Origin of the sequence: Achromobacter marplatensis (assembly GCF_002209535.1) — a bacterium.
In the GTDB taxonomy this organism is placed as follows: domain Bacteria; phylum Pseudomonadota; class Gammaproteobacteria; order Burkholderiales; family Burkholderiaceae_B; genus Achromobacter; species Achromobacter marplatensis.
Map to the genome: position 1 here is coordinate 37,774 of NZ_NJIG01000012.1, position 26,194 is coordinate 63,967.

Annotated in this window: 23 protein-coding genes; 12 read left to right on the plus strand and 11 right to left on the minus strand. The window is 65.7% G+C overall.

The genetic code is table 11. From position 1 onward, the window contains the following. Positions 1 to 121: 121 nt before the first annotated feature. From CEY09_RS23720 to CEY09_RS23750, 7 genes are all read left to right on the plus strand, one after another. Positions 122 to 2,344 (plus strand): DNA polymerase III subunit gamma/tau, encoded by a 2,223-nt coding sequence (locus CEY09_RS23720; protein WP_088590498.1) that lies wholly within the window; start codon positions 122 to 124, stop codon positions 2,342 to 2,344. A gap of 44 nt (positions 2,345 to 2,388) precedes the next feature. After that, complete coding sequence (locus CEY09_RS23725) at positions 2,389 to 2,715, plus strand: YbaB/EbfC family nucleoid-associated protein (protein ID WP_006221090.1); 327 nt, start codon at positions 2,389 to 2,391, stop codon at positions 2,713 to 2,715. 21 nt (positions 2,716 to 2,736) lie between these two features. After that, positions 2,737 to 3,345, plus strand: a complete 609-nt coding sequence (gene recR, locus CEY09_RS23730; RefSeq protein ID WP_088590499.1) for a recombination mediator RecR — start codon at positions 2,737 to 2,739, stop codon at positions 3,343 to 3,345. 68 nt (positions 3,346 to 3,413) lie between these two features. Beyond that, complete coding sequence (locus tag CEY09_RS23735) at positions 3,414 to 4,673, plus strand: CaiB/BaiF CoA transferase family protein (RefSeq protein WP_006222856.1); 1,260 nt, start codon at positions 3,414 to 3,416, stop codon at positions 4,671 to 4,673. 11 nt (positions 4,674 to 4,684) lie between these two features. Beyond that, a complete protein-coding gene (locus CEY09_RS23740; protein WP_006222857.1) occupies positions 4,685 to 5,725 on the plus strand; it encodes an ABC transporter substrate-binding protein in 1,041 nt (346 codons plus the stop codon). Continuing rightward, entirely contained in the window at positions 5,718 to 6,527 is an 810-nt protein-coding gene (locus CEY09_RS23745; protein ID WP_088590500.1) for an ABC transporter ATP-binding protein, read from the plus strand. The genes CEY09_RS23740 and CEY09_RS23745 overlap by 8 nt, the downstream gene beginning before the upstream one ends. A 3-nt stretch (positions 6,528 to 6,530) precedes the next feature. Beyond that, complete coding sequence (locus CEY09_RS23750; RefSeq protein WP_006222859.1) at positions 6,531 to 7,325, plus strand: ABC transporter permease; 795 nt, start codon at positions 6,531 to 6,533, stop codon at positions 7,323 to 7,325. A 52-nt stretch (positions 7,326 to 7,377) separates the two neighbouring features. Here CEY09_RS23750 and CEY09_RS23755 read toward each other — a convergent pair whose 3' ends face one another. The 4 genes from CEY09_RS23755 to CEY09_RS23770 are packed head-to-tail and all read right to left on the minus strand — an operon-like array spanning position 7,378 to position 11,199. Next, on the minus strand, positions 7,378 to 7,953 hold the full coding sequence (locus CEY09_RS23755) for a biliverdin-producing heme oxygenase (protein ID WP_088590501.1): 576 nt from the start codon (positions 7,951 to 7,953) through the stop codon (positions 7,378 to 7,380). 9 nt (positions 7,954 to 7,962) lie between these two features. Continuing rightward, positions 7,963 to 8,613 carry a hypothetical protein gene (locus tag CEY09_RS23760; protein WP_088590502.1) on the minus strand — a complete coding sequence of 217 codons (651 nt, stop codon included), beginning with the start codon at positions 8,611 to 8,613 and terminating at the stop codon, positions 7,963 to 7,965. Positions 8,614 to 8,626: 13 nt separating this feature from the next. Beyond that, positions 8,627 to 8,983, minus strand: coding sequence for a response regulator (locus CEY09_RS23765; RefSeq protein WP_234818385.1), 357 nt, complete (start codon positions 8,981 to 8,983; stop codon positions 8,627 to 8,629). Positions 8,984 to 9,009: 26 nt separating this feature from the next. Next, complete coding sequence (locus CEY09_RS23770; protein ID WP_088590504.1) at positions 9,010 to 11,199, minus strand: ATP-binding protein; 2,190 nt, start codon at positions 11,197 to 11,199, stop codon at positions 9,010 to 9,012. A 97-nt stretch (positions 11,200 to 11,296) separates the two neighbouring features. Between CEY09_RS23770 and CEY09_RS23775 the strand changes: the two genes are divergently transcribed. Next, positions 11,297 to 11,824, plus strand: a complete 528-nt coding sequence (locus CEY09_RS23775; RefSeq protein ID WP_088590505.1) for a carboxymuconolactone decarboxylase family protein — start codon at positions 11,297 to 11,299, stop codon at positions 11,822 to 11,824. Between the two features lie 54 nt (positions 11,825 to 11,878). Here the strand turns inward: CEY09_RS23775 and tal are convergent, their stop codons facing one another. Continuing rightward, positions 11,879 to 12,832, minus strand: coding sequence for a transaldolase (gene tal, locus CEY09_RS23780; protein WP_088590506.1), 954 nt, complete (start codon positions 12,830 to 12,832; stop codon positions 11,879 to 11,881). A 241-nt stretch (positions 12,833 to 13,073) separates the two neighbouring features. On the opposite strand from tal, the gene carA reads away from it, so the two are divergent. From carA to CEY09_RS23795, 3 genes are all read left to right on the plus strand, one after another. Then, positions 13,074 to 14,228 carry a glutamine-hydrolyzing carbamoyl-phosphate synthase small subunit gene (carA, locus tag CEY09_RS23785; RefSeq protein ID WP_006222867.1) on the plus strand — a complete coding sequence of 385 codons (1,155 nt, stop codon included), beginning with the start codon at positions 13,074 to 13,076 and terminating at the stop codon, positions 14,226 to 14,228. A 10-nt stretch (positions 14,229 to 14,238) separates the two neighbouring features. After that, on the plus strand, positions 14,239 to 17,481 hold the full coding sequence (carB, locus tag CEY09_RS23790; RefSeq protein ID WP_006222868.1) for a carbamoyl-phosphate synthase large subunit: 3,243 nt from the start codon (positions 14,239 to 14,241) through the stop codon (positions 17,479 to 17,481). Between the two features lie 112 nt (positions 17,482 to 17,593). Further along, positions 17,594 to 18,358, plus strand: a complete 765-nt coding sequence (locus CEY09_RS23795) for an SDR family oxidoreductase (RefSeq protein WP_088590507.1) — start codon at positions 17,594 to 17,596, stop codon at positions 18,356 to 18,358. A gap of 30 nt (positions 18,359 to 18,388) precedes the next feature. Here the strand turns inward: CEY09_RS23795 and CEY09_RS23800 are convergent, their stop codons facing one another. The 6 genes from CEY09_RS23800 to CEY09_RS23825 all read right to left on the minus strand — a co-directional run bounded on the left by CEY09_RS23800 (position 18,389) and on the right by CEY09_RS23825 (position 24,725). After that, positions 18,389 to 19,033 carry a histidine phosphatase family protein gene (locus CEY09_RS23800; protein ID WP_088590508.1) on the minus strand — a complete coding sequence of 215 codons (645 nt, stop codon included), beginning with the start codon at positions 19,031 to 19,033 and terminating at the stop codon, positions 18,389 to 18,391. Between the two features lie 25 nt (positions 19,034 to 19,058). Next, on the minus strand, positions 19,059 to 19,967 hold the full coding sequence (locus CEY09_RS23805) for a LysR family transcriptional regulator (RefSeq protein ID WP_006222871.1): 909 nt from the start codon (positions 19,965 to 19,967) through the stop codon (positions 19,059 to 19,061). 10 nt (positions 19,968 to 19,977) lie between these two features. Further along, positions 19,978 to 21,063 (minus strand): ABC transporter ATP-binding protein, encoded by a 1,086-nt coding sequence (locus CEY09_RS23810; protein ID WP_006222872.1) that lies wholly within the window; start codon positions 21,061 to 21,063, stop codon positions 19,978 to 19,980. Further along, positions 21,060 to 22,772 (minus strand): ABC transporter permease, encoded by a 1,713-nt coding sequence (locus CEY09_RS23815; protein ID WP_088590509.1) that lies wholly within the window; start codon positions 22,770 to 22,772, stop codon positions 21,060 to 21,062. The genes CEY09_RS23810 and CEY09_RS23815 overlap by 4 nt, the downstream gene beginning before the upstream one ends. A gap of 82 nt (positions 22,773 to 22,854) precedes the next feature. After that, the gene (locus CEY09_RS23820; protein ID WP_088590510.1) at positions 22,855 to 24,180 is read right to left on the minus strand and encodes an ABC transporter substrate-binding protein; all 1,326 of its coding nucleotides are present in this window, start codon (positions 24,178 to 24,180) and stop codon (positions 22,855 to 22,857) included. Positions 24,181 to 24,305: 125 nt separating this feature from the next. Further along, the gene (locus tag CEY09_RS23825; RefSeq protein WP_088590511.1) at positions 24,306 to 24,725 is read right to left on the minus strand and encodes a FlxA-like family protein; all 420 of its coding nucleotides are present in this window, start codon (positions 24,723 to 24,725) and stop codon (positions 24,306 to 24,308) included. Positions 24,726 to 24,863: 138 nt separating this feature from the next. Between CEY09_RS23825 and CEY09_RS23830 the strand changes: the two genes are divergently transcribed. Then, entirely contained in the window at positions 24,864 to 26,186 is a 1,323-nt protein-coding gene (locus CEY09_RS23830) for a solute carrier family 23 protein (protein WP_006222877.1), read from the plus strand. Positions 26,187 to 26,194: the final 8 nt, after the last annotated feature.

The following is a 26,194-nucleotide window of genomic DNA, read 5'->3' on the forward strand; positions in this document are numbered from 1 at the left end:
AACCCACCGCTCGATTGCTTTCAAGGGGGACGGGGTTATTTTCCAGGGATTCGTTCCACGGGAATAAGCCCGTCCCCTTTGCATTTCAGCCAGCACGCGAAACAGGCTCTACAATCCAGCCATGACTTATCTGGTACTGGCCCGCAAGTGGCGGCCGCGATCGTTCGATACCCTCGTGGGACAGGATCACGTGGTGCGCGCGTTGACTCATGCGCTCGACACCCAACGCCTGCACCATGCCTGGTTGTTCACCGGCACCCGGGGCGTGGGCAAGACCACCCTGTCACGGATCCTGGCCAAATCGCTCAACTGTGAAACCGGCATCACGTCCAAGCCGTGCGGCGTCTGCCGCGCGTGCACGGAAATCGACGCCGGGCGCTTTGTCGACTACCTGGAACTGGACGCGGCCTCGAACCGCGGCGTCGAAGAGATGACGCAGCTGCTTGAGCAGGCGGTGTACTCGCCGGGCGCGGGCCGCTTCAAGGTCTACATGATCGACGAAGTGCACATGCTGACGGGCCACGCCTTCAACGCCATGTTGAAGACGCTGGAAGAGCCGCCCCCGCACGTCAAATTCATCCTGGCCACGACCGATCCGCAGAAGATCCCGGTGACGGTGCTGTCGCGCTGTCTTCAGTTCAACCTGAAGCAGATGCCGGCCGACTCCATCGTCGGGCACTTGCAGGCCGTGCTGGGCCAGGAAGAAGTCGCTTTCGAAGTGCCGGCCTTGCGGTTGATCGGGCAGGCTGCCCAGGGGTCCATGCGCGATGCGCTGTCCCTGACCGATCAGGCCATCGCCTACAGCGCCGGCAACATGACCGAGGACGCCGTGCGCGGCATGCTCGGCACCATCGACCAACGCCACCTGGTGCGCCTGCTGGACGCCCTGTCCGCCGGCGACGCCAAGGGCGTGCTGGCGGTGGCCGACGAACTGGCGACCCGTGGCTTGTCCTACGCCGGTGCGCTGGCCGATCTGGCGGTGCTGCTCTCGCGCGTGGCGATCGAGCAGCGCGTGACCGGCGTGACGCCGGCCGAAGATCCGCTGGCGGCCGATATCGCCCGCCTGGCGCTCGGCTTGCATCCCGACGCCGTGCAGCTGTTCTATTCGGTGGCCGTGCATAGCCGCAGCGAACTGACGCTGGCCCCGGACGAGTACGCGGGCTTCATCATGGCCTGCCTGCGCATGCTGGCGCTCAACGGGGATGCCGGTCCGCAAACCGCGCTGGAAGCGCCCGCCGCGCCCGCCCGCCAGGTGGCGGAGCCGGCCGTCGCGTCCGCTGCGCCGGCAGCGGCCGTCGCCGCTGTGACTGCGCCTGCCGTGGCTGCAGCCCCAGCCCCCGCCGTGGCGCCCGCTTTGGCCCCGGCTGTCGTGCCGCCGGTTGCCCCGGTTGCAGCGTCGGTTGCCGCCCCGGCCGTCGCCGCGGCGCCTGCCGTTGCATCGGAGCCGGTCGCGCCCGCCGCGCCGGTAGAAGCCGCCGCCCCGGCCCCCGCCGCGACGGCTCTCGAAGCTGCCCCTCAAGTCGACTCCCAAGCCGACCCCAAATCCGCCCCCTCTGCCTCGCAAGCCGCGGCAAGCGGCAGCGTGCCGCCCTGGGAAGACTTGCCGGCCGAGGCGTCCGTAGTGCCCGATACCGCCGCTGCCGCCAAGGCAGCCGGTTCCGCGGCGCTGGCGGTCACTCCCGCGGTGGCGGCCGTGCTGGCCAGCGCGCCGCCCGAGTCCGATGACGGCGGTCCGCCTTCCTGGGTTGACGAAGAAATCCCGTTCGAAGCCGAAGGCGGCTTTGTTCCGGATGGCGGCTTCACGTCCGATCCGGACGATGACGACTTTGAAACCCTGGCCAGCGCGCCGTCGGCCGCACCCATTTCGGCTGCCCCGGCCCGGCGCGACGGCCCGGCGTCGGCGCGCAAGCGCGCAGGCGGCTCAGGCCAATCGCGCGCCCGCATGACGGACATGACGTCCGCCGGCTGGCCCGAGCTGGCTGCGCGCCTGCCCGTCACCGGACTGGCGGCGGAACTGGCGCGCCAGAGCGAATGGGCCGGCGTGCAGGGCGATGCAATCGTCCTGCGCGTAGCGGTCAAGACGCTGGCCGAAAGCGAAAGCCGGGTCCGCCTGCAAACCGTCTTGTGCGAACATTTCGGTCAGGGCATCCGGCTGGACGTGGAAGTCGGCGTCACGGGCGACGCCACGGCGCATGCCGTGGCGAAGGCCGAGCGCGCCGCACGCCAGCAGGCCGCGGAAGACGCCGTGGCCGTCGATCCTTTTGTACAAGCGTTGTTGGCCGATTTCGGGGGCCAGGTCGTACCCGGCTCCATCCGCCACGTTGATCCCCCGGCCGCTGCCTGAGGCGGCGGCAATCTCTTATTCCCCTCGTTCAAGGAACATCCATCATGATGAAAGGACAACTGGCCGGCCTGATGCGCCAGGCGCAGCAGATGCAGGAAAACATGAAGAAGGCGCAAGACGCGCTGGCCGAGATCCTGGTCGAAGGCGCCTCCGGCGGCGGCCTGGTCAAGGTCACCATGACCTGCCGCCACGACGTCAAGCGCGTCGTGATCGATCCGTCGCTGTTGGGCGACGACAAGGACATGCTGGAAGACCTGGTCGCTGCCGCGTTCAACGACGCGCTGCGCAAGGCTGAAACCACGTCCCAGGAAAAGATGGCGGGCGTTACCGCCGGCATGCCGCTGCCCCCGGGCATGAAGCTGCCCTTCTGATAGACGCCGCTCAGGGCTGCAATGGATCCCTTACTGCCTGAACCCGAACCGCTGGTGTCGCTGATCGAGGCGCTGCGCCGCCTGCCCGGCGTGGGCGTGCGATCGGCCAGACGCATGGCGTACCACCTGCTGCAGCATGACCCGCAAGGCGCGGACATGCTGGGGCAGGCGCTGGCCGGCGCGGTGCGGGATCTGAAGCATTGCGCGCGGTGCAACAGCTTTTCGGAAGAAGAGGTCTGCGGCACCTGCGCCAATCCCAAGCGCGATCCTTCGCTCTTGTGCATCGTGGAAACCCCGGCCGACCAGAACATGATCGAGTCCAGCCACGGCTACCGCGGCCTGTACTACGTGCTGATGGGCCGGGTGGCGCCGCTTGAGGGCATCGGCCCGCGCGAACTCGACTTCGACCGGGTCATCAAGCGGGCAACCGACGGCATGGTGCAGGAAGTGATCCTGGCCACCAACTTCACCGCCGAAGGCGAAACCACCGCCCACTTCCTGGGCGAAGCGCTGGGCGAACGCGGCCTGCGCGTGACGCGTCTGGCGCGCGGCGTGCCGGCCGGCAGTGAACTGGAATACGTGGATGCCGGCACGATCGCCTGGGCCTTGATGGAGCGGAAAACCACCTGAGGCTCGCCGCATCACAATAGCCCGCCGGCAACGTATCGGCGCGGCAGAAAACGTGAGGAAGACAAACCATGTCAGCGCTGACCGGACTCAAGGTCCTGGAACTCGGCACGCTCATCGCCGGCCCCTTTGCCGCGCGCATCTTCGGCGAATTCGGCGCCGATGTCATCAAGGTGGAAACGCCGCATGGGCCTGACGGCACGGGCGGCGGAGACCCCATCCGCAGCTGGCGCCATCTGCACGAGGGCAATTCGCTCTGGTGGACGGTGCAGGCCCGCAACAAGCAATCCATTGCCCTGAATCTGAAAGACCCGCGTGCCCAGGAGATCGCCCGCAAGCTGGCGTTGGACGCCGATGTCGTGGTCGAAAACTACCGGCCGGGCGTGCTGGAGAAATGGGGTTTGGGCTTTGAGCAGCTGCGCGCCATCAATCCCGCCTTGATCATGGTGCGGCTGTCGGGCTACGGCCAGACCGGCCCCATGAAAGACCAGCCGGGCTTCGGCGCCATCGGCGAATCGATGGGCGGTCTGCGCTACGTGTCGGGCCATCCCGACCGGCCGCCGCTGCGTGTCGGCATTTCCATCGGCGACTCGATTGCCGCGCTGCATGGCGTGATCGGCGCCATGATGGCGCTGCGCCACCGCGACGCCACCGGCGGCCGCTGGAACGGCAAGACGGGCGAGGCCTGCCAGGCCGGGCAGGGCCAGATGGTGGACGTGGCCCTGTACGAGGCCGTCTTCAACATGATGGAAAGCCTGGTCCCCGAATACGACGTGGCTGGCGTGGTGCGTGAACGCACCGGCGGCGCGCTGCCGGGCATCGTGCCGTCCAATACTTACACCACTCGCGACGGCCAGAACGTCGTCATCGCGGGCAACGGCGACGCCATCTTCCATCGCTTGATGCGCGCCATCGGCCGGGACGACCTGGCCGAAGACCCTGAACTGGTGCGCAACGACGGGCGCGCGCGCCGCGTCGAAGAGATCGATGGCGCCATCCAGCAGTGGTGCGGCGGCCGCGGCATCGACGAGGCGCTGGGCGTACTGAAAGGCGCGGACGTGCCCGTCGGCAAGATCTACAGCGTGGCCGACATGTTCAGCGATCCGCAATTCCTGGCGCGCCAGATGATCGAACAGCACCACTTCGCTGACGGCAGTCCCGTCAAGCTGCCGGCGGTGGTTCCCAAGCTGTCGGAGACCCCCGGCCAGACGCGCTGGGTGGGCCCGGCATTAGGGGAACATACCGAGGAAGTCCTGAAATCGCTGGGGTATGATTCAGCGGCTATTGATGAGCTGGCGAAGACCGGCGCTATCGGTAAACCCGACAATTAGGAGACAACCACATGTCAGTTACCCGCCGTGACTTGCTCAAGATGGCCGGCGCTGCCGGCGTCATGGGCATGGCGCCCGCCATCGTGCGCGCACAGAAGCTTGAAAAGACCAAGGTCCAGATCGCCGTCGGCGGCAAGCCCCTGATCTACTACCTCCCCTTGTCCATCGCAGAAGCCCGCGGCTACTTCAAGGACGAAGGCCTGGACGTCAGCATCGCCGACTTCGCCGGCGGCTCCAAGGCGTTGCAGGCCGTGGTGGGTGGCAGCGCCGACGTGGTGTCGGGCGCGTTCGAGCACACGCTGTCGATGCAGTCCAAGGGCCAGGCCTACCGCGCCTTCGTGCTGCAGGGCCGCGCGCCGATGATCGGCGTGGGCGTGTCGAAGAAGAACCTGCCCAACTACAAGGGCCCGGCCGACTTGAAGGGCAAGAAGATCGGCGTGACCGCGCCTGGGTCGTCCACCAACATGGTGGTCAGCTTCTTCCTGGCCAAGCACGGCCTGAAGGCGTCCGACGTCTCCATCATCGGCGTGGGCGCTGGCGCCGGTGCCGTGACGGCCTTGCGCAGCGGCCAGATTGACGCCATCTCCAACACCGACCCCGTCGTGTCGATGCTGGAAATGCCGGGCGACATCCAGATCATCGTCGATACGCGCACCCTGAAAGACACCCAGGACATCTTCGGCGGCAACATGCCGGCCGGTTGCCTGTACGCGCCGCAGGCGTTCATCGACGCCAATCCGAACACCACCCAGGCACTGACCAATGCACTGGTCCGCGCAGACAAGTGGATCCAGAAGGCAGGCCCCGACGAGATCGCCAAGATCGTGCCGGAAACCTATCTGCTGGGCGATCCGGCCGTCTACAAGGCCGCCATCGCCAAGAGCCTGGAAGGCCTGTCGCCTGACGGTATGATCCCCGAAGACGGCGCCGCAACCGCGTTGAAGGCCCTGGCTGCCTATCAGGCGGACTTCGACGGCGCGAAGATCGATCCTTCCAAGGTCTGGACCAACGATTTCGCGCGCCGCGCCAACGAGAAGTATGCCAATGGCTGAAGCCGCGCTGTCGCTGGAAAATATCAGTTGCACCTTTGTGTCGCGTGATGACCGGTCACAGCGCTACACGGCCGTCAGCGACACGACCCTGGCCATTGCGCCAGGGGAGTTCGTGTCGGTGGTGGGGCCGACCGGTTGCGGAAAATCCACCTTGCTCAACGTCGGCGCCGGCTTGCTGGCGCCGTCGTCGGGGCAGGTGTTGGTCTTCGGCCAACCGTTGACGGGCATCAACGCGCGGGCGGGCTACATGTTCCAGGGCGAGGCGCTTTTGCCCTGGCGCAGCGCGCTGGACAACGTGGTGGCCGGGCTGGATTTCGCCGGCGTGCCGCGTCCCGAAGCGCTGGAGCGCGGCCGGGAGTGGATGCGCCGTGTGGGCCTGGGCGGCTTTGAAAGCCGGTATCCGCACCAGATGTCGGGCGGCATGCGCAAGCGCGCCATGCTGGCCCAGACGCTGATCCGCGATCCTGACATCATTCTGATGGACGAACCGTTTTCCGCGCTGGACATCCAGACGCGCCAGTTGATGGAAAACGAAGTGCTGGAGCTGTGGATGGCCAAGCGCAAGGCCGTGCTGTTCATCACGCACGACCTGGACGAAGCCATCGCGATGAGCGACCGCGTGATCGTGCTGTCGGCAGGGCCGGGCACGCATCCGATCGGCGAATTCGTGATCGACCTGCCGCGTCCGCGCGACGTGGCTGAGGTGCGCGCCCATCCGCGTTTCGTCGAGCTGCATACGGCCATCTGGGCGGTGCTGCGCGAAGAAGTCCTCAAGGGCTATGCCCAACAGAAGCGAGCCTGAGGTATGTCGAAGTCATTCAAATCCGGTTCCGCCAGCCTGCGCTTCTGGCAACTGCTGCTGCTGGTCGTCATTCTGGGCGTCTGGCATTTCGCATCGCGCGATTCGAAGGTGGCGTTCTTCTTCGGCGAGCCGCTGAAGGTCTGGGGCCGCATCTGGGCCTGGTTCGTCACCAACGCGGATATCTACACGCACCTTTGGGTGACCCTGACCGAAACCGTGCTGGCGTTCTTCATTGGCACCATCGCCGGCCTGGGTTTCGGCCTGTGGCTTGGGTTGTCGCCGCGCGCAAGCGCCATCCTCGATCCCTACATCAAGGCCGCCAACTCGATGCCGCGCGTCATTCTGGCGCCCATCTTCGGGATGTGGTTCGGGCTGGGGATCTGGTCCAAGGTGGCGCTGGCCGTCACGCTGGTGTTCTTCATCGTGTTCTTCAACGTCTACCAGGGCGTGCGCGAAGTCAGCCCCACCTTGCTGGACAACGCCCGCATGCTGGGCGCGCGCAAACGCCAATTGCTGCGCCACGTCTATCTGCCGTCCGCCACCAGCTGGGTGTTCTCCAGCCTGCATACGTCCGTGGGCCTGGCCTTCGTGGGCGCCGTGGTCGGGGAATACCTGGGCTCGGCAAGCGGCGTGGGCTACCTGATCCTGCAAGCGGAAGGCACGTTCGACGTGAATACGGTGTTCGCGGGCATCGTCGTGCTGACGGCGTTCGCGCTGGTGCTGGACTACATCGTCGGCATTGGTGAAAAGCGCCTGATGAAGTGGCAGCCCAAATCGGGCGAAACCGAAAAGTTGTAGCCCGGCTGTCCGGCGGCGGCGTATCAGCCGCCGCGCGGGCGGTCCTGGCGGCTCAGGCTCGCAGCGCCTGCCGGCTGTGCAGCCAGGCTGTCAGGCTGTCAAAGGCGTCACGGGCGCCTTGCAGGGCATGGGCCTCGCTTCCCTGGGCCCCGGCCTCACTGTCCAGATACTGCAGAAACGCTTTCCACATCGGCCCCACCTGTTCGCCGTAGCCACGCAGATAGCGCAGCGGCAGGGCAGGAGTGACGTCGGCCAGGTGCTTGGCCAGGAAGCGTCCGCCCAATTGCGACCCCTCCACCACGTAGGCCACGCCCAAGGCGTAAGCGTTCGCCGCATCCACGCGCGGCGCATCCGCGCATTGCGGCACAGGCTCGGCATCCCCGGCATCGGCCAGATCGGCGCGGATCCAGTCGCTCTTGCCCGCACGTGTGCCGGCTTGCAGGCTGTCCGGCCAGTCCAATTGCCAGAGCCGCTGCTCCAGCGGTTCCAGCCAGCCCAGCAAGGCGCGCAGGTAATTCAGATAATCGGCGCGGTCCACGTCGCCGCTGGTCAGGGCCAGGCCCTGGTCCAGCGTTTCGTGCCTGTCACGCGTGCCTTCTCGAAGCACCTGATGAACGGGGGAAATCATGTCGGCCACTCACTTGTCGAGGGTGGGGGCAGGCAGGTGCAGCGTCCAATGATGCGTTTGACGCTCCAGGCGCCAGCCTGATGCGGCCGCAAGAAGGTCGACTTCCTGCGGATCGAAAGCGGTGGGCTGGACTTCGCTGAAGTCCGCAGCCGCGGAGAAACGGGCGTGCCAGGCATCCGCCTGTGAAAAATCCAGCGTCAGCGACGCGCCGGCGGGCAGCGCCGGCAGCAGGCACAGCAACCACGCCAGCAGCAGGTAGCGCGACGCGAATTGCGGCAACTGCACCGCGGCGATGTCTTCGGACCAGGTGACGCTGCGCCCGGACAGCAGCAGGTGCGAGAACATGAGCTTACGGCATTCACGCAGCAAGGCCTCGGCCGATGTGGACGCGTCTTGGTCGACCAGCCACTGATCCAGGTCGCGCACGATGGCGACGCTGTCTTCGAGCATGCCCGTCAGATCGCCGGCCAGCCTGTGGCAACGTTGCTGCAGGGCGTCGGGGCTGGCGCCTTCAGGGCTCTGGCGCAACATGGCGGCCGCCAGCGTGGCGTTCGACAGCGGGCCGACCACCTCGTGGCGAAGCACGGGAAAGACCTGGGCCAGCACCTTCAGGCGCACGCCGTGCGCGGCCAGGGTTTGCAGGAGCGTTGGGGTCGGCATCGGGGTTGCCACGCTAATGCGCCTGGCGCAGGATGGCCAGTAGCGCGTCGGGGTCGGCGGGCTTTTCGATCCAGCCGTTGAACATGCTGTCGGTGTCGTCGCGCCGTTCCTGGCGGGCCAGTCCGCTCAGCGCATAGATGAGGGGAGGGCTGCCGCGTGCGCGCAGCTTGGCGGCCAGCTCGTAGCCGTCCATGTCGGGCAGCAGGATGTCCACCAGCACGGCCTCGGGGGCAAAGCTGTCGGCCAGTTCCAGGGCGGCTTCGCCGGTAGCGGCGCACCGCGTTTCCACGCCCGAAAGCGCCAGGAACTCGGCAAGCAGCTCCGAGCCCATTTCATTATCGTCAACCAGCAGGACGCGAATCGCGCGCACGTCGTTCAAAACGGTACCTCCAGAAATCAAAGGGCGGGCGCATCGCGCAGGTCGCGCGGCAGCGTCACCGTGAAAATGACCAGGCCGTCGCGGCATTCGACCGCGATCTCGCCATCATGGTCGCGCACGACCTGATCGGCGATGTACAGGCCCAGTCCCAGGCCATTGCGGTTACGCGAATGGCCCATCGACTCGGGTTTGAAAGGCGAAAACAGGTGCGTCAGCACCTCTTCCGCGATCGGCGCGCCGTGGTTCACGACACGCAGTTCGATATTGTCGCCTACCTGCCGTGCCAGCACATGGATGGGCTGGCGCGGGGCGCCGTGCTGGCGCGCATTGCTCATCAGGTTGGTCACGACCTGGGCGATGCGATCGGTATCGGCCATCAGTTCCAGGCCGGATGCCACCTCGGGCTCGATGCGCAGCCCAGGATACGCCTGGCGCTTTTCATCGATCAGGCCGTTGACCAGATCGCTCAGCTTGCACAGCCGCTTTTCGATGCCCAGCCCCATGCCGCCCTGCAGGCGGGACAGGTCCAGTACCTGCGAGATCAGCCGTTGCATCCGGCCGCTGGAATACCGGATGCGTTCGCCCATGCGGGCCCCGGAATCCGTCTTGGACAACAGCGTGGCGGCCATGGAGATGGACTGCAGCGGGTCACGGAGGTCGTGGCCCAGCATGGCCAGCAGCGCGGTGCGCGCGCGGTCCACGTCAGCGGCGCGGCTGGTCGCGATGTGGGACAGTTCGTCGCGCAGGTTGTCGGCGGCCTCCCGTTCGGCGGGCAGCCAGGTCGTGCAGGTGTTGCGCACGACTTCGCGCCAGGCATCGAACGAGCCGCGGGGAGTCAGGCGCGGCCCCAGATTGCCGACGGTGTACTGCTTTTCCGGCTTTCCGCCCCACACCAGCGTTTCGATCTGTTCTTTGCGCAGCCAGATCAGCCAGCCGTTGTTCATGGGGTCGAACTTGCAGGCCAGCAGCCCGGCGTAGGGCACCAGGTCGGTCTGCAGGTCAGGATAGTCGCGGGCGATGTTGTCCGTATGCACCAGGCGCTGGCCGCTCTGGTCCAGCGCGCACAGGATGCCGGCCAGTTCGCCGCGCGGCGCGATGCCGCCGAACACGGTAACGCTGTTGCCCCACAGGCAGAGCGCGGCGTCGTTCGGGATCAGCGAGGCGGGCGTCGTAGGGCCGGCGGACAGAGCCAGGTGCAGGTTTTCTGATGCGGATACCCGTTCGGCCAGTTCGCTGACCAACGCTGCATTGCGGCGCATTTCACCGGCGCGTTCGCTGCCTTCGAAATTGGCCAGCGCGGCCGACAGTACCTGAGCCAGCGCTTCGCAGGCCTGGCGGGCCGGGTAGGGGATCGGGCGCGGCGAATGATGGTGGCAGGCAATCATGCCCCACAGCCGGCCGCCGATGACGATCGACAGGCTCATCGACGCTTGCACGCCCATGTTCGCCATGTATTCCAGATGGATCGGCGACACGCTGCGCAACGCGGAAAAGCTCATGTCCAGCGGCTGCGGGTCGGTGCCGGGCGCACCCAGCACGCGGATCGGCGTATAGCGCGCGTCGGCGATCTGGCGCAGGGTGTTGACGGTGTACAGGCGGCGCGCCTGCGCCGGGATGTCGCCGGCCGGATAGCGGCGGCCCACCCAGTCTTCCAGCGATTCGTGGCGTTGCTCGGCCACGATCTCGCCGCTGTCGTCGGGGTGGAAGCGGTACGCCATGACGCGGTCAAAACCCGTGGCGCGGCGCACTTCGCGCACGGCGCTTTCCAGCAGGCCCTGGATGTCGCGCTGGTGGCGCACCCGTTCGATGCTGCGGTAGATGCGCGCCGGGTCGGCGATACCCGTCTCCTCGACCCGCAATTCCAGTTCGATGATCGTCAGGCCGTCGACGTTGCGGTGGCCGATCACGTCGTACGTGGCGTGATTCAGCACAATGGTCAGCGGGTCGAAGATGGGGTCGGGATTGCCCAGCCAGACGGGCAGGTAATGGGCCAGCGCAGGAGGCAGCGCGCCGGGGGCGCACGGTTGGCCCAGTGTCAGCGGCGCACCCAGCACGTCCGGCGCGTTTTCACTGGCGAAGCGCAAGTTGCCGTCTGCGTCGAATGCAATCAGCGCGCCCAGCGGCTGGATGGCGCCCGGTACATGTATCGGTTCGCTATCGCAGTTCGCGAGCGTGACGGGCGGGACGGATTGGGTGGGCGCATTCATTCTGGGTATATACCGGGGACGCGCAATGTGCTGTCATTATGTCAAATATATTGTATGAATGTGTGCATTTGCGGCCCGTCACCTATATGGAGTTCCCATGGCCCGTCTTCCCTACGCCGATTTGACTCATCCCGAAGCACGGCCCCTGGTCGATCGCATCGTTGCCGAGCGCGGCAGCGTCCTGCACCTGTACCAGATGCTGCTGCATAGCCCGGCGGTAGCAGGCGGCTGGTTGAACTACCTCACCTCGATCCGCCAGCTGAGCACGCTGCCTGGCGACCTGCGCGAATTGGTGATCATGCGCGTGGCGGCGATCAACGGCGCACCGTACGAGGCTGACCAGCATGCGCCGATCGCGCTGAAAGAGGGCGTTTCGCAAGCGCAGCTGGATGCGCTGGGCGCTTGGGAAGACTCGGACCTGTTCAGTGAACGCGAAAAGGCCGTGCTGGCCTACACCGATGCGATGACCCGCCAGGTGCAGGTGCCGGAACCGGTGTTCCACGCGGCGCGGGCGGCGATGGGGTCGGAAAAGCTCATCGTCGAACTGACCGCGACGGTCGCGGCATACAACATGGTGTCGCGCTTTCTGGAAGCGCTGCAGGTGCATTCGCACGACCACCGCTAGGGCGGCGGGAAAAGGGGGCGCGTGCCAGCGAAGGCCCGCGGCCCCGGAATCGCCTTAGCTGCGTTGTGCCTCGATCAGCGCGTCCAGCTTGATCGCGTCCGCCACGAACAGGCGGATGCCTTCCGACAGTTTCTCTGTAGCCATGGCGTCGTCGTTGAGCAGGGTGCGGAACGTGATTTCGTCTGACCCGATGCGCGCGATGGGTTCGCCCGTGTCGTCGGCGCGCAATTGCGCGGGCACGTCGCCCGGCGTGCTGGCCAACTGGTTCAGCAGGTCGGGGCTGATCGTCAGCAGGTCGCAGCCCGACAGCGCCACGATTTGTCCCGCATTGCGGAAGCTGGCGCCCATGATCTCGGTGGGGATGCCGTGCTGCTTGTAATAACGGTAGATGCGCGTCACGGACAGCACGCCGGGGTCCCGCGCGCCGGCGTTGTCGGCTTCCACCCAGGACGCGCCGGCATTTTTCTTGTACCAATCGTAGATGCGGCCGACAAAGGGCGAGATCAGCTGCACGTTCGCGTCGGCGCAGGCCACGGCCTGGGGTAGGGAAAACAGCAACGTCAGGTTGCAGCGCACGCCTTCGGCCTGCAAGGCGCGGGCGGCCTGGATGCCTTCCCAGGTGGACGCGATCTTGATCAGCACCCGTTCGCGCGGGACGCCGGCGGCTTCATACAGCGCGATCAGCCCGCGGGCGCGTTCGATGGTGGCGCGGGTGTCGAACGACAGGCGGGCATCCACCTCGGTCGACACGCGGCCCGGCACGATGTTCAGGATGGCGCGGCCGAAGGCGACCAGCAGGCGGTCCACGAGCTCGGGCGTCGAGGCGCCGCCATGGTCGCGCGCCGTCTTTTCCAGCAGCGGGCGGTAGGCGTCCTGCTGGACGGCTTTAAGAATAAGGGACGGGTTGGTAGTGGCGTCTGTGGGACGCAACGCCTTCATCGCTTCGAAATCCCCGGTGTCGGCGACAACGGTGGTGTGATTGCGCAGGGCGTCAAGTTGGCTGGACATGGACAGATACGGCTCACAACGGCAAGGGTTGAAGGTGTCCCTAGCGTATCACTGCCGCTTGCGACGTGCTGTCAGCCAAAGGCCTGCCCTGGGCTCAACCCTAAGCGCGATGGCGCGACACCGCAGGCCGAAAGGGGGAAATCACCGATTCCGGCCTTATTTGGCGCGGTTCTCCGGGAAAAACGCCGGGTCAAGGTATAATCCGAAGGTTTGATTATCGATTCTAAAACCGGGGTTTACTGTGCTGCCGCAACTTTTTCCCGAGGGGATCAACCGCTTCCCTCCTGCAATTCTGGCTCTGGCGGACGGTACCATTTTTCGAGGCGTGTCGATCGGTGCGCACGGGGCTACCGTTGCCGAAGTGGTGTTCAACACCGCGATGACCGGGTACCAGGAAATTCTCACCGATCCCAGCTATAGCGGTCAGATCGTCACGCTGACCTATCCGCACATTGGCAACACCGGCGTCAACGCCGAAGACGTGGAAGCCAATCGCGTCTATGCCGCCGGATTGGTGGTCCGCGACTGTCCCGCCCGCGTGTCGAACTTCCGTTCCACGCAATCCCTGCCCGACTATCTGGCCGCGCAGGGCATCGTCGCCATTTCCGGCATCGACACCCGCAAGCTCACGCGCATCCTGCGTGAAAAAGGCGCCCAGGGCGCCTGCATATTCGTCGGCACCGACGCTGAGCGCGCCGTTGAACTGGCTCGCGGCTTTGGCGGCATGGCCGGCCAGGACCTGGCCCGCGAAGTGTCGGTCAAGACCAGCAGCGAATGGACTGAAGGCACCTGGCAGCTGGGCAAGGGTTTCGCGAAGCCCGACCAATCCAAGTTCCACGTCGTGGCCTATGACTTCGGCATCAAGACCAACATCCTGCGCCTGCTGGCCGACCGTGGCTGCCGCCTGACCTTGGTGCCGGCGCAAACCAGCGCCGAAGAAGTCCTGAAGCTCAATCCTGATGGCGTGTTCCTGTCCAACGGCCCCGGCGACCCCGAGCCCTGCGACTACGCGATCACCGCCACGCGCACGTTCCTGGACAAGAAACTGCCGGTGTTCGGTATCTGCCTGGGCCACCAGATCATGGGCCTGGCCGTGGGCGGCAAGACGCTCAAGATGAAGACGGGCCACCACGGCGCGAACCACCCCGTGCAGGACCTCCAGTCCAAGCGCGTGTTCATCACGAGCCAGAACCACGGCTTCGCGGTCGACGCCGCCAGCCTGCCGGCCAATGCGCGCGTCACGCACGTGTCGCTGTTCGACGGCACCCTGCAGGGCTTCGAGCTCACCGATCGCCCGGCCTTCTGCTTCCAGGGTCACCCCGAAGCCAGCCCGGGTCCGCACGACATCCTTGAACTGTTCGACAAGTTCATCGCCCTGATGTCCGGCCAAAAGTAAAGATTGCATCATGCCCAAGCGTACAGACCTAAAAAGCATACTCATCATCGGCGCCGGCCCCATCATCATCGGGCAGGCCTGCGAATTCGACTATTCCGGCGCACAGGCTTGCAAGGCGCTCAAGGCCGAGGGTTACCGCACCATCCTGGTGAACAGCAACCCCGCCACGATCATGACGGACCCGGAAACGGCCGACGTCACCTACATCGAGCCCATCACCTGGCAAGCCGTTGAAAAGATCATCGAGCGTGAAAAGCCCGATGCGCTGCTGCCGACCATGGGCGGCCAGACCGCGCTGAACTGCGCGCTGGACCTGGCCCACCACGGCGTGCTGAAAAAGCACAACGTGGAACTGATCGGCGCCAACGAGCACGCCATCGAAAAGGCCGAAGACCGCCAGAAGTTCAAGCAGGCCATGACCGACATCGGCCTGGAATCGGCCAAGTCGGGCGTGGCCCACAGCATGGACGAAGCCTGGGAAGTGCAGCGCCGCATCGCGGCTGAAGTCGGCACCTCGGGTTTCCCGGCCGTGATCCGCCCCAGCTTCACGATGGGTGGCTCGGGCGGCGGCATCGCCTACAACGCCGAAGAATTCGAAACCATCTGCCGCCGCGGCCTGGAAGCTTCGCCGACCAGCGAACTGCTGATCGAAGAGTCGCTGTTGGGCTGGAAGGAATTCGAGATGGAAGTGGTCCGCGACAAGGCGGACAACTGCATCATCGTCTGCTCGATCGAAAACCTGGACCCGATGGGCGTGCACACCGGTGACTCGATCACCGTGGCGCCGGCCCAGACGCTGACCGATAAGGAATACCAGATCATGCGTAATGCATCGATCGCGGTGTTGCGCGAGATCGGCGTGGATACGGGCGGTTCGAACGTGCAGTTCGCGGTCAACCCGCGCGACGGCCGCATGATCGTCATCGAGATGAACCCGCGCGTGTCGCGTTCGTCGGCGCTGGCTTCCAAGGCCACCGGCTTCCCCATCGCCAAGGTCGCCGCGCGCCTGGCCGTGGGCTACACGCTGGACGAGCTCAAGAACGAAATCACTGGCGGCGCAACGCCCGCCTCGTTCGAACCGTCGATCGACTACGTCGTCACCAAGGTGCCGCGTTTCGCGTTCGAGAAATTCCCCACCGCCGACGCGCGCCTGACCACCCAGATGAAGTCCGTGGGCGAAGTCATGGCCATCGGCCGTACCTTCCAGGAATCGTTCCAGAAGGCGCTGCGTGGCCTGGAAGTCGGCGTCGACGGCCTGAACCAGAAGACGACCGACCGCGAAAAGCTGCAAGTCGAGCTGGGCGAGCCCGGTCCGGAACGTATCTGGTACGTGGGCGATGCCTTCGCGCAAGGCTTCACGCTGGACGAAGTGCACAACATCACGCACATCGACCCGTGGTTCCTGTCGCAGATCAAGGAAATCGTCGACATCGAACTGGCGCTGGAACAAAAGACGCTGGCCGATCTGGACTACGCCACCCTGTGGGAACTGAAGCGCCGCGGTTTCTCCGACCGCCGCCTGGCTTTCCTGCTGGACTCGGCTGAATCCGAAGTGCGCAAGCTGCGTCACCAGCTGAACGTGCGCCCGGTCTACAAGCGCGTCGACACCTGCGCCGCCGAATTCGCCACCCGCACCGCCTACATGTACTCCACGTACGAGGAAGAGTGCGAATCCGCGCCCACCGATCGCAAGAAGATCGTGGTGCTGGGCGGCGGCCCGAACCGGATCGGCCAGGGCATCGAATTCGACTATTGCTGCGTGCATGCCGCGCTGGCGCTGCGCGAAGACGGGTACGAGACCATCATGGTCAACTGCAACCCGGAAACCGTGTCCACCGATTACGACACCTCCGACCGTCTGTACTTCGAGCCGCTGACGCTCGAAGACGTGCTGGAAATCGTCCACAAGGAAAACCCGGTCGGCATGATCGTCCAGTACGGCGGCCAGACCCCGTTGAAGCTGGCGCGCGCCCTGGAAGCCAACGGCGTGCCGATCATCGGCACCAGCCCGGAATCCATCGACGTTGCCGAAGACCGCGAGCGTTTCCAGAAGCTGTTGAACAAGCTTGGCCTGCGCCAGCCGCCCAACCGCACCGCGCGCACCGAAGGCGAGGCCCTGGCCCACGCCACCGAAATCGGCTATCCCCTGGTCGTTCGCCCCAGCTACGTGCTGGGCGGCCGCGCCATGGAAATCGTGCACGAGCAGCAAGACCTCGAGCGCTACATGCGCGAGGCCGTGAAGGTCAGTAATGACTCGCCCGTGCTGCTGGATCGCTTCCTGAACAACGCCACCGAAGTGGACGTGGACTGCCTGGCCGACGGCGAAACCGTCTTCATCGGCGGCGTCATGGAACACATCGAACAGGCCGGCGTGCACTCGGGCGACTCGGCTTGCAGCCTGCCCCCGTACTCGCTGTCGGCGGAAGTCATCGCCGAGATCAAGCGCCAGACCACGATGATGGCCAAGGCCTTGAACGTCAGCGGCCTGATGAACGTGCAGTTCGCGATCCAGGGCGGCGACGTCTACGTGCTGGAAGTGAACCCGCGCGCATCGCGCACGGTGCCGTACGTGTCCAAGGCCACCGGCCTGCAACTGGCCAAGATCGCCGCGCGCGCCATGGCCGGCCAGACGCTGGCGGCGCAAGGCATCACGAAGGAAGTCGTGCCGCCTTACTTCTCGGTCAAGGAAGCCGTGTTCCCGTTCGTGAAGTTCCCGGGCGTGGACACCATCCTGGGCCCGGAAATGAAGTCGACCGGCGAAGTGATGGGCGTGGGCATGAGCTTCGGCGAAGCCTTCGTGAAGTCGCAGCTGGCTGCTGGCGTGCGCCTGCCGGATTCCGGCACGGTGTTCATCAGCGTGAAGAACCAGGACAAGCCCCGCGCCGTGGAAGTGGCGCGCGGCCTGCACGCACTGGGCTTCAAGCTGGTCGCCACGCGCGGCACGGCCGCCGAGATCGAAGCGGCCGGCATTCCGGTGCAAGTGGTCAACAAGGTCACCGAAGGCCGTCCGCACATCGTCGACATGGTGAAGAACGGCGAAATCGCGCTGGTCATCAACACGGTCGAAGAGCGTCGCAACGCCATTGTTGATTCGCGCACCATCCGTACCCAGTCGCTGGCGGCTCGCGTCACCTTCTTCACCACCATCGCCGGCGCCCGCGCCGCGGTCGAGGGCATGCAGTATCTGCGCCAGGGCCTGGGCCTGCAGGTGTATCCGTTGCAGGATCTGCACGCATCTCTGTTGAAGAACTAAAGCGAAAAGCGGGCGCGCGGCTTGAAGCCAGCCGCGCACGCTTGATGTAGGATGCCGGGGCGGCCCTTGTTAAAGAGGGTCGCCCCTTTTTCATCTCTGCTTACGACGATCCATGAACCGAGTCTTCATTACCGGCGCCAGCAGTGGCCTGGGCCGCGCCTTGGCGCAGCAGTACGCCGCAGCGGGCGCCACGCTGGGCTTGCTGGGCCGGCGCGAAGACGCGCTGCGCGAATTGGCCGACAGCCTGCCGGGCGAACATCGCTGCTACGCGGTGGACGTGCGCGACCGCGCCGCGTTGCACGCGGCGGCGGCGGATTTCATCGCGTTCTGCCAGGGCAGGGTGGACGTGGTCATCGCCAGCGCCGGCATCAGCGCGGGCACGCTGACCGAGCACGGCGAAGACTATGACGTGTTCAAAGCCATCGTCGACACCAATCTGCTGGCTACGGTTGCGACCTTCGAGCCGTTCGTGGGCGCCATGCGGGTGGCGGGTGCCGGCCGGCTGGTGGGCATCGCCAGTGTGGCCGGCGTGCGCGGCCTGCCGGGCGCGGGCGCGTACAGCGCGTCCAAGTCCGCGGTGGTGACCTACTGCGAAAGCCTGCGGCTGGAGTTGGCGGCGGACGGCATCCGGGTCGTGACGATCGCCCCCGGCTACATCAAGACCGCCATGACGGCGAAGAACCCGTATTCGATGCCCTTCCTGATGGAAGCGGACGCCTTTGCGCAACGCGCGCATGCGGCGATCGAGCGTGGCACATCGTATAAGGTGATTCCGTGGCAGATGGGCGTGGTGGCCAAGCTGATGCGCCTGCTGCCCAACGCAGTGTATGACAAGCTGGCGCGCAACGCGCCGCGCAAGCCGCGTAAGGCGGGATAAGCCCCGCTTTACGCTTCGGGCGCTTGCCGGTTACGGCACTACGTCGTCGCCGACTTCATCGGCCACGTGTCCCACATCGCCCCAGTCCAGCACTTCCCATTTGCGGCCCTGCACGCCGACGCGATTGATGCTGACGTTAAGCAACGCGGCATCTCGCGGCGCATTCAGCGGCACGCCCGACGCATGGCGCCAGATGATGTCCAGCACGCCGCCGTGCGTGAACAGCAGGATGCGTTCGCCGTCGTGGCGGCTGGCGATGTCGTCCACGGTGGAGATCACGCGCGACTGGAACTGGCCCAGCGTTTCGCCGCCATCCAGCGGGCGCAACGGGTCACGGCTTTTCCAGGCGGCCGCGGCCTCGGGGGCCTGCACGTCGATACGGTCGTGGTCCAGGCCTTCCAGCACGCCGAAGCCGCGCTCGCGGATGCCGGGCTCCACGCGCACGCGCAGGCCCAGTTGTTCGGACACGGGCACGGCGGTCGCGTGGGCGCGTTGCAGGTCGCTGCTGTAGATGGCGTGAATCGGCGTGTGGCGGGCCTCTTCGCGCAGGCGCGCGGCCAGCAGGCTGGCCTGGTTGACGCCGAATTCGTTCAGGGGGATGTCTTGCCAGCCTTGCAGGCGGCGCTGGCGGTTCCAGTCGGTTTCGCCATGGCGGATGAACCAGATTTCAGTCATTGGGATCGTGATGCGGGAGTAAGGCTTAAAGCTGGGCCGGCGTGATCGCCGCGCGCGGCTTCCAGATGGTTTGAATGATCGAGCTTAACGCGACCAGCGCGGGCTCGCTAGCGCGCTCGTAGGGCAGGATGAAGCCTAGCATGGCGTCCACGCGGGCCTGGCCCCATACGATGAAATCGTTGGACGCGGCGCCGGCCAGGGCGGTTTCCTCGCGCAGCAGCGCGCAGCCCGCGCCGGCGCGCACCAGCGCATCCAGGTTGGCCTGGTCGTCATGCTGCATGATGATGCGCGGCGACAGGCCGTGGCGTTCGAACATGTCGCGCAGCAACAGATGGGTGTGGCAGCCGGACGGTCCGTCCAGCCAGGGCAGTTGCGCCACTTCCCGCCAGCCGCCGCGCTTGAGCACCGCGGCATGTTCCTTCGGCATGGCGATGCGGTAACGCACGCTGCGCAACGGCAGCCACAGCACACCCCGCGGCGGGTTGGCGGCAATCGTCAGCGCGGCGGGAAGGCGGCCCGTGCTGACCTGTTCGGCCAGCGTGGCGGCAGGTAGCGTCTGGGTCTTCAGTTCCACCAGCGGCAGCCGCTGGTTCACGGCGGAGGCCAATTCGCCCAGGCGCAGGAAATCCGGCATTTCACTGGGCACGCCCAGTTCCACCACCCCGTGCAGGCTGCCTTGCAGTTGCTGCGCTTCGGATTTGAGTTGCGCGCCCAGCACCAGCAGGGATTCCGCCGTGGGCAACAACACTTCGCCCGCCTTGGCCAGCGCCAGCCGCCCGCCACTGCGGTCGAACAGCGCCACGCCCAGGCTCTGCTCCAGCGCCTTGATCTGCGCGGTGACCGCAGGCTGGGTCAGCGACAGCGCTTCGGCCGCCTTCGTCAGGTTGCCCAGCCGGGCGACCGTGACGAAGGCGCGGATCTGATAGATTTCCATGGCCGCAAGTTTAGGCCGCGAGCAGCCGGACTTGGGTAGGTTCCAACCCGATCGAAACCGGCGCGCCGGCAGGGAAGGGCGACAGCCCGGCCAGGTGCGACTGGTCTGCGGTCAGCCGCTGTTCGCCGATCAGCACCTGATAGCGCGTGAATTCGCCCAGGAATTCACTGCTTTCGACAACGCCCGGCAGCCAGACGTAGCGTGCGTCGCCCAGGCCGTCGGCCATTTCGATCTGCACCGTGTGGGGTCGAAAGCTGGCCGCCAGCCGGGAGGCCGCCGGCGCCTCGGCGGTCAGCGGCAAGTGCAGGTCGCCAATGCCTTCCACCGCCAGCACCACGCTGCCGCTCGTGCGCTCGCGCACATCGCCTTCCAGCACGTTCATCGTGCCCACGAAGTTGGCGACGAAGCGGTTCACCGGATAGTCGAACAGCGTGCTGGGCGCGCCGATCTGCTGCACCACGCCGTGGTCCAGCACGGCCATGCGGTCGGCGGTGGTCATCGCCTCTTCCTGGTCGTGCGTGACGAAGATGGTTGTGATGCCCAGCCGCCGCTGCAAACTGAGCAGGTCCTGGCGCATCTGCACGCGCAGCTTCTTGTCCAGGTTTGATAGGGGCTCGTCCAGCAGCAGCACCTGCGGCTCGATGACGATGGTGCGGGCCAGCGCCACGCGCTGCTGTTGCCCGCCCGACAACTGGTTGGGGCGGCGCTTGCCGTATTGCGACAGGCCCACGAGCTCAAGCGCCGCTTCCACCTTGGCGCGGATCTCCGCCTTTGGCAGCTTGCGCTCGACCAGACCGAAGGCCACGTTGTCCCACACCGTCATGTGCGGCCACAGCGCGTAGTTCTGGAACACCATGCCGATGTTGCGGTCCCAGGGCGGCGTGCCGCTGATGTCCTTGCCGTCCACCAGCAACTGCCCCGCGCTATGCCGGTTGAAGCCGGCGATCAGCCGCAGCAGCGTGGACTTGCCCGACCCCGACGGCCCCAGCAGGGCGAAGAACTCGCCGGGCTCGATGTTGATGTTCACATCCTTGAGCACTTCCGTCTTGCCATAGGACAGGCGGATGTTGCGGCATTCGACGCTGACTTTCTTCATGCGGATTCCCCTTCATTGCGTGCCGGACGCTGGCGCGACTGCGCGCGCTCCACCAGCAAGTGCGATACATACGTGCCGATGGCCACCGCGGCCACCGCCAGCACGCCGAGTGCGGCGCCCGGGCCCCGGCCCGCCGCGCTTTGCATATACAGATAGATGCCGTAGCTCATGGGCGCCTGGCTGTCTTTCGTGACCAGCATGATGGTGGCTGACAGTTCTACCGCGGCCGTCACGAAGCTGGTCACGAAGCCTGCCAGCATGCCGCCGGCCATCAAGGGCACCACCACGCGCCGTATCGTGCTCATGCGGGTGGCGCCCAGCGATTGCGCCGCCTCTTCCAGCGAGACGTTGATCTGCTGCAGCGACGCCACGCATGACCGCAGCGCGTAGGGCAGCCGCCTGACCGAGTACGCGATCATGATGATGATCCACGACGAAGTCAGCAAGGTGCCGGTACCGGGCAGCTCGATGCCGCGGAACGTGCGCAAAAACCCGATCGCCAGCACGATGCCGGGAATCGCCAGCGCGGCCGATGCCATGAAGTCCAGCCATTGGCGCGCCGGCAGGCGGGTGCGCAGCATCAGGTAGGCGATGGCAGTGCCCAGGATGACGTCCACCCCCGCCGCCAGGCCGCAATAGAGCAGGGTGTTGGCAATCATGCCCTGGGATTCGGAGAACACGGCCGAGTAATGAGCCAGCGTATAGCCGTCAGGCAGCGGCGCGAAGCTCCAGACGCTCGCCAGCGACAACAGCAGCACGCCCATGTGCGGCGACAGCACCAACATCAGCACCAGGATGATCCACCCATAGGCCAGCACGCTTTCCACCGGGCGCAGCTTGCGCTTCTGGATGGAGTTGCCGCCCTTTTGCAGGGTGGAGTAGTCGCGGCCCTTGAGCACGCGCGCCGACAGCCACAGCGCCAGGATCGAGAACGCGATCATGATCACGCTGATCACGTACCCCAACGGGTCTTCCAGCCCCACCTGCGTGATGCGCAGATAGGCCTGCGGGGCCAGCATGTTGGTCGTGCCCAGCACCAATGGCGTGCCCAGGTCGTCGAACACTTTGACGAACACCAGCGATGTGCCAGCCACATACCCCGGCAACGCCAGCGGGAAGATCACGCGACGGAACAGGCGGAACCCGCGTGAGCCCAGGTTGAAGGCGGCTTCCTCCATGGCACCGTCGATGTTGCGCAGCGCCACGACGAGGTTCATCAGGATGAACGGGAAGTAATGCAGGGCCTCAACGAAGATGACGCCATTCAGCCCTTCCATGAACGGGATCGTGAAGCCGAACCAATCGTTCAGCAGCAGGTTGACGCTGCCCGAGCGGCCGAAGATCAGCTGCATCGCGACCGCGCCCACGAAGGGCGGCATGATCAGCGGCAGCACGCCGAGCGTCTGGATGATCAGCGCGCCGCGGAACTCAAAGCGCACGGTGAAGTACGCCAGCGGAACGGCGATCAGCGACGCCAGCAGCGCCGACCAGCCCGCGACGTACAGGCTGTTGAAAAAGGCTTCCTTCATCAGCGGCTGGTTGAAGAACGCGCCGAAGTGGCCCATCGTGAAGCTGCCGTCGGCGTTCACGAAGGCGCTGTAGAACACCGTGCCCACGGGCACGGCCAGGAAAAGCAGCAGAAAGCCGAACACCAGCAGCGCCGTCAATACGGGGCCGGCGGGCAGGCGTGAGTGGCCCGAAGAATTCATCGAGATTCCCGAAATCGTTGCCAGGGGACCGCGGCGCGGCGCACGGGAGCTGTCCCGTGCGCTGCCGCGCGCGTCATGCGGGTTAGAGCGCTGCGGCCTGTTTGGCCAGCTTGACCGCTTCTTCGTAGTTCGCCTTGGACTTGCCGTTCCACTCACCTTCCAGCTGGGTGATCTGCTGGTTCACGGCCGAGTCCTTCTTGTTGCCGGCGAAGATCGCCAGGAAGGCCGGATCGGCGGCTTTCTTGCCGTCGACCAGCGGGGCCCAGGTCAGCTTGCGGGCCTGCGCCAGCAGCTCGGCGGCGCGGCCGCTCTTGGCCTTGTCGCCCAGCTTGGCTTCGGCGTCGTAGATCGCCTTGGTGGCAGCCTGCAGTTCCTTCAGGCGGAACGTGACGGTCTGGTCGTACAGCGATTGCACGACGTAGTAGCGCGTCTGCGACAGGTCGGCGTTGAACTGCACCTTGCTGCGTTTGGCAATCTCAGCCGGGTCGGGATAGCCCGCCGGCACCTTGCCGGCCAGCGCCGAATACGGCAGCACCGGCAGCCGCGAGATCTTCGGTTCAAGCAGCAGTTCCTGGCCGGCCTGGCTAAGCGTGAAGGCAATGAACTTCTTGCCTTCCTCGGTGTTCTTCGCGCCTTCGATCAACGCGATGTTGGCGGGCACGATGGCGGTTTCGGAGGGGTAGACGAATTCCACCGGGAACTTGGAATACTTGCTGGACAGGCCGAAGAAGTCGATGACCGGGCCGGCGCCGAATTGGCCGTTGTTCACGCCATCCGGCACCCCGAACGACCGCTCAGTGACGGCGCTGCTGTTGCCGGACATGCGCAGCAAGGTGCTCCAGCCCTCATCCCACCCTTCGCCCTGCAGAATGGTCTCCACGGTCAGGTGCATCGTGCCCGAGCGCGACGGCGAGGTGATGCCGACATGGCCGAACCACTGCGGCGACAACAGGTCCTTCCATTCCACGGGGGCCGGAATCTTGTGCGCCGCGATATAGCGTGTGTTGTAGACGATGCCGTAGCCCGCCAGCGCCTGCCCCAGGTACATGCCGCCCGGGTCGTTGATGGGGTAGTTGCCGATCTTGTCCGGCACGTCTTTGTTCGCCACGTCGGACGATTTGGCCAGCAGCTTGTCGCGGCCCAGCACTTCGAAGGCGTCCGGGGCGCTGGCCCAGAACACTTCCGGGCGTTGGCCGGCGGGCGTTTCGCGCACATAGGCGATGCCCGACACCGTATTCTTGTTCAGGATTTCCAGCGTGATGCCGGGATTGGCCTTTTCAAAGGCGCTCTTGTAGGCCTGGGTCAGGTCTTTGGGAAACGACGTGATGACCGTGACGGTGCCGGCCAGGGCCGGTGCCGCGCAGGCGGCCAGCAGGGCTCCTGCAAGGGCTGTGCGCATTGCATGCATGGTTTGTCTCCGTAGTTTTTGATTTGTCCGGAGACAGTAATGTCTGACCTGCTATGCGTCCAATCAGAAATTTTGATGCGCGTCATCAGTGCGGGCGCCGGAGAGCCGGCACCCGCCGTCGCGTATCAGGCCGTCGTCGAAACGCCGCCTTTTGCGGCGCGCGCCTGTTGCGCCATCACTTGCGCGATCTGGCCTTGGATCTGCACCGCTTGGCCGTTCAACGCCAGCAGCTGTTGCGCCTTCATTTCGTCGGACATCCCGCTGGCCTTGACCTTGGCGATCTGGTCCATGACCCGCTTGAGCTGCTTCTGGAGTTCCTTGATCTGGCGGGTGTACTCATCGTCATTGTCGGTTTCTTCGCTGGCGCTCGTGGCGCCCACGCCCATCCCGCCCGGCGCATTGACGCGGATCTTGCCGTCCGCGGTGAGCGAGGTCGCGTCGCCGGCCGTGGCCGACTTGGCTTCCTTGTTGGCCTGGATCCGTTCGGCCCACAGGTCGGCCAGCGGGTTGTTCCGGGAGATGCCGTTGATGGGGGTGGTCGCCATGCTTGCTCCTGCTGCCAAGTTGGATTTCGGGGTTTCCACTAGTACGGCATTCTGGCGGCAAACTTAAACATTGCCGCCCCTTCGCGGCCCCCTTTACACTGGCGCCCGCTCATACCCAACACCTATTTTGGGAAACCCATGTCCAATTCTTATTTTCCGCGCTGGCGCCTGGCGGACGACGCCGAGCCGGGCGTCATCATTGCACCCGATGAACGGCTGTCCTGGCCCAAGAACGTCGCCATGGGCGCGCAGCACGTGGTGGCCATGTTCGGCTCGACCGTGCTGGCGCCGCTGCTGATGGGTTTCGACCCCAATGTCGCCATCCTGATGTCCGGTATCGGCACGCTGATCTTCTTCCTGTTCGTCGGCGGCCGCGTGCCCAGCTATCTGGGGTCCAGCTTTGCCTTCATCGGCGGGGTTATCGCGGTGACGGGGTATGCCGGCGGCGGGGCCAACGCCAATATCGGCGTGGCGCTGGGCGCCATCATCGCCTGCGGCCTGGCCTACACGCTGATCGGCGTCATCGTCTGGATCGTCAATGCGCGTGCGGGCGGCGGCGCCAATTGGATCGATACGCTCATGCCGCCCGTCGTGACGGGCGCCGTCGTGGCGGTCATTGGCCTGAACCTGGCCCCGATCGCCGCCAAGGGTGCCATGGGCGCCTCGGGCTTCGACACCTTCATGGCCCTGGTCACCATTGTTTGCGTGGGTGGCATCGCCGTCTACACGAAAGGCATGGTCCAGCGCCTCTTGATCCTGGTCGGACTGATCCTGGCTTGCGTGGTGTACGCGGTGCTGGCCAACGGCATGGGCATGGGCAAGCCAATCGACTTCTCGGGTGTGGCCGCCGCAGCCTGGATCGGCCTGCCGCATTTTGCCGCGCCGGTCTTCAAGGCCGAGGCAATGGGCCTGATCGTGCCGGTGGCCATCATCCTGGTGGCGGAAAACCTGGGCCACGTGAAGGCGGTCAGTGCAATGACCGGCCAGGACCTGGACCGCTACCTGGGCCGCGCCTTCGTGGGCGACGGCGTGGCTACGATGGTCTCGGGCGCCGTGGGCGGCACCGGCGTCACCACCTATGCCGAGAACATCGGCGTAATGGCGGTGACCCGCATCTATTCCACGCTGGTGTTCGTGGTGGCGGCCCTGATTGCCGTCGTACTGGGCTTTTCGCCGAAGTTCGGCGCGCTGATCCAGACCATTCCGGGTCCGGTCCTGGGCGGCATGTCGGTGGTGGTGTTCGGGCTGATCGCCATCGCCGGCGCTCGCATCTGGGTCGTCAACCAGGTGGATTTCAGCGATAACCGCAACCTGATCGTGGCCGCCGTCACACTGGTGCTGGGCGCGGGCGACTTCACGATCAAGCTGGGCGACTTCATGCTGGGCGGCATCGGCACCGCCACCTTCGGCGCCATCATCCTGTACGCCTTGCTGCGCCGCAGGAAGCCGGCGGCGGCCTGATCCCGGCG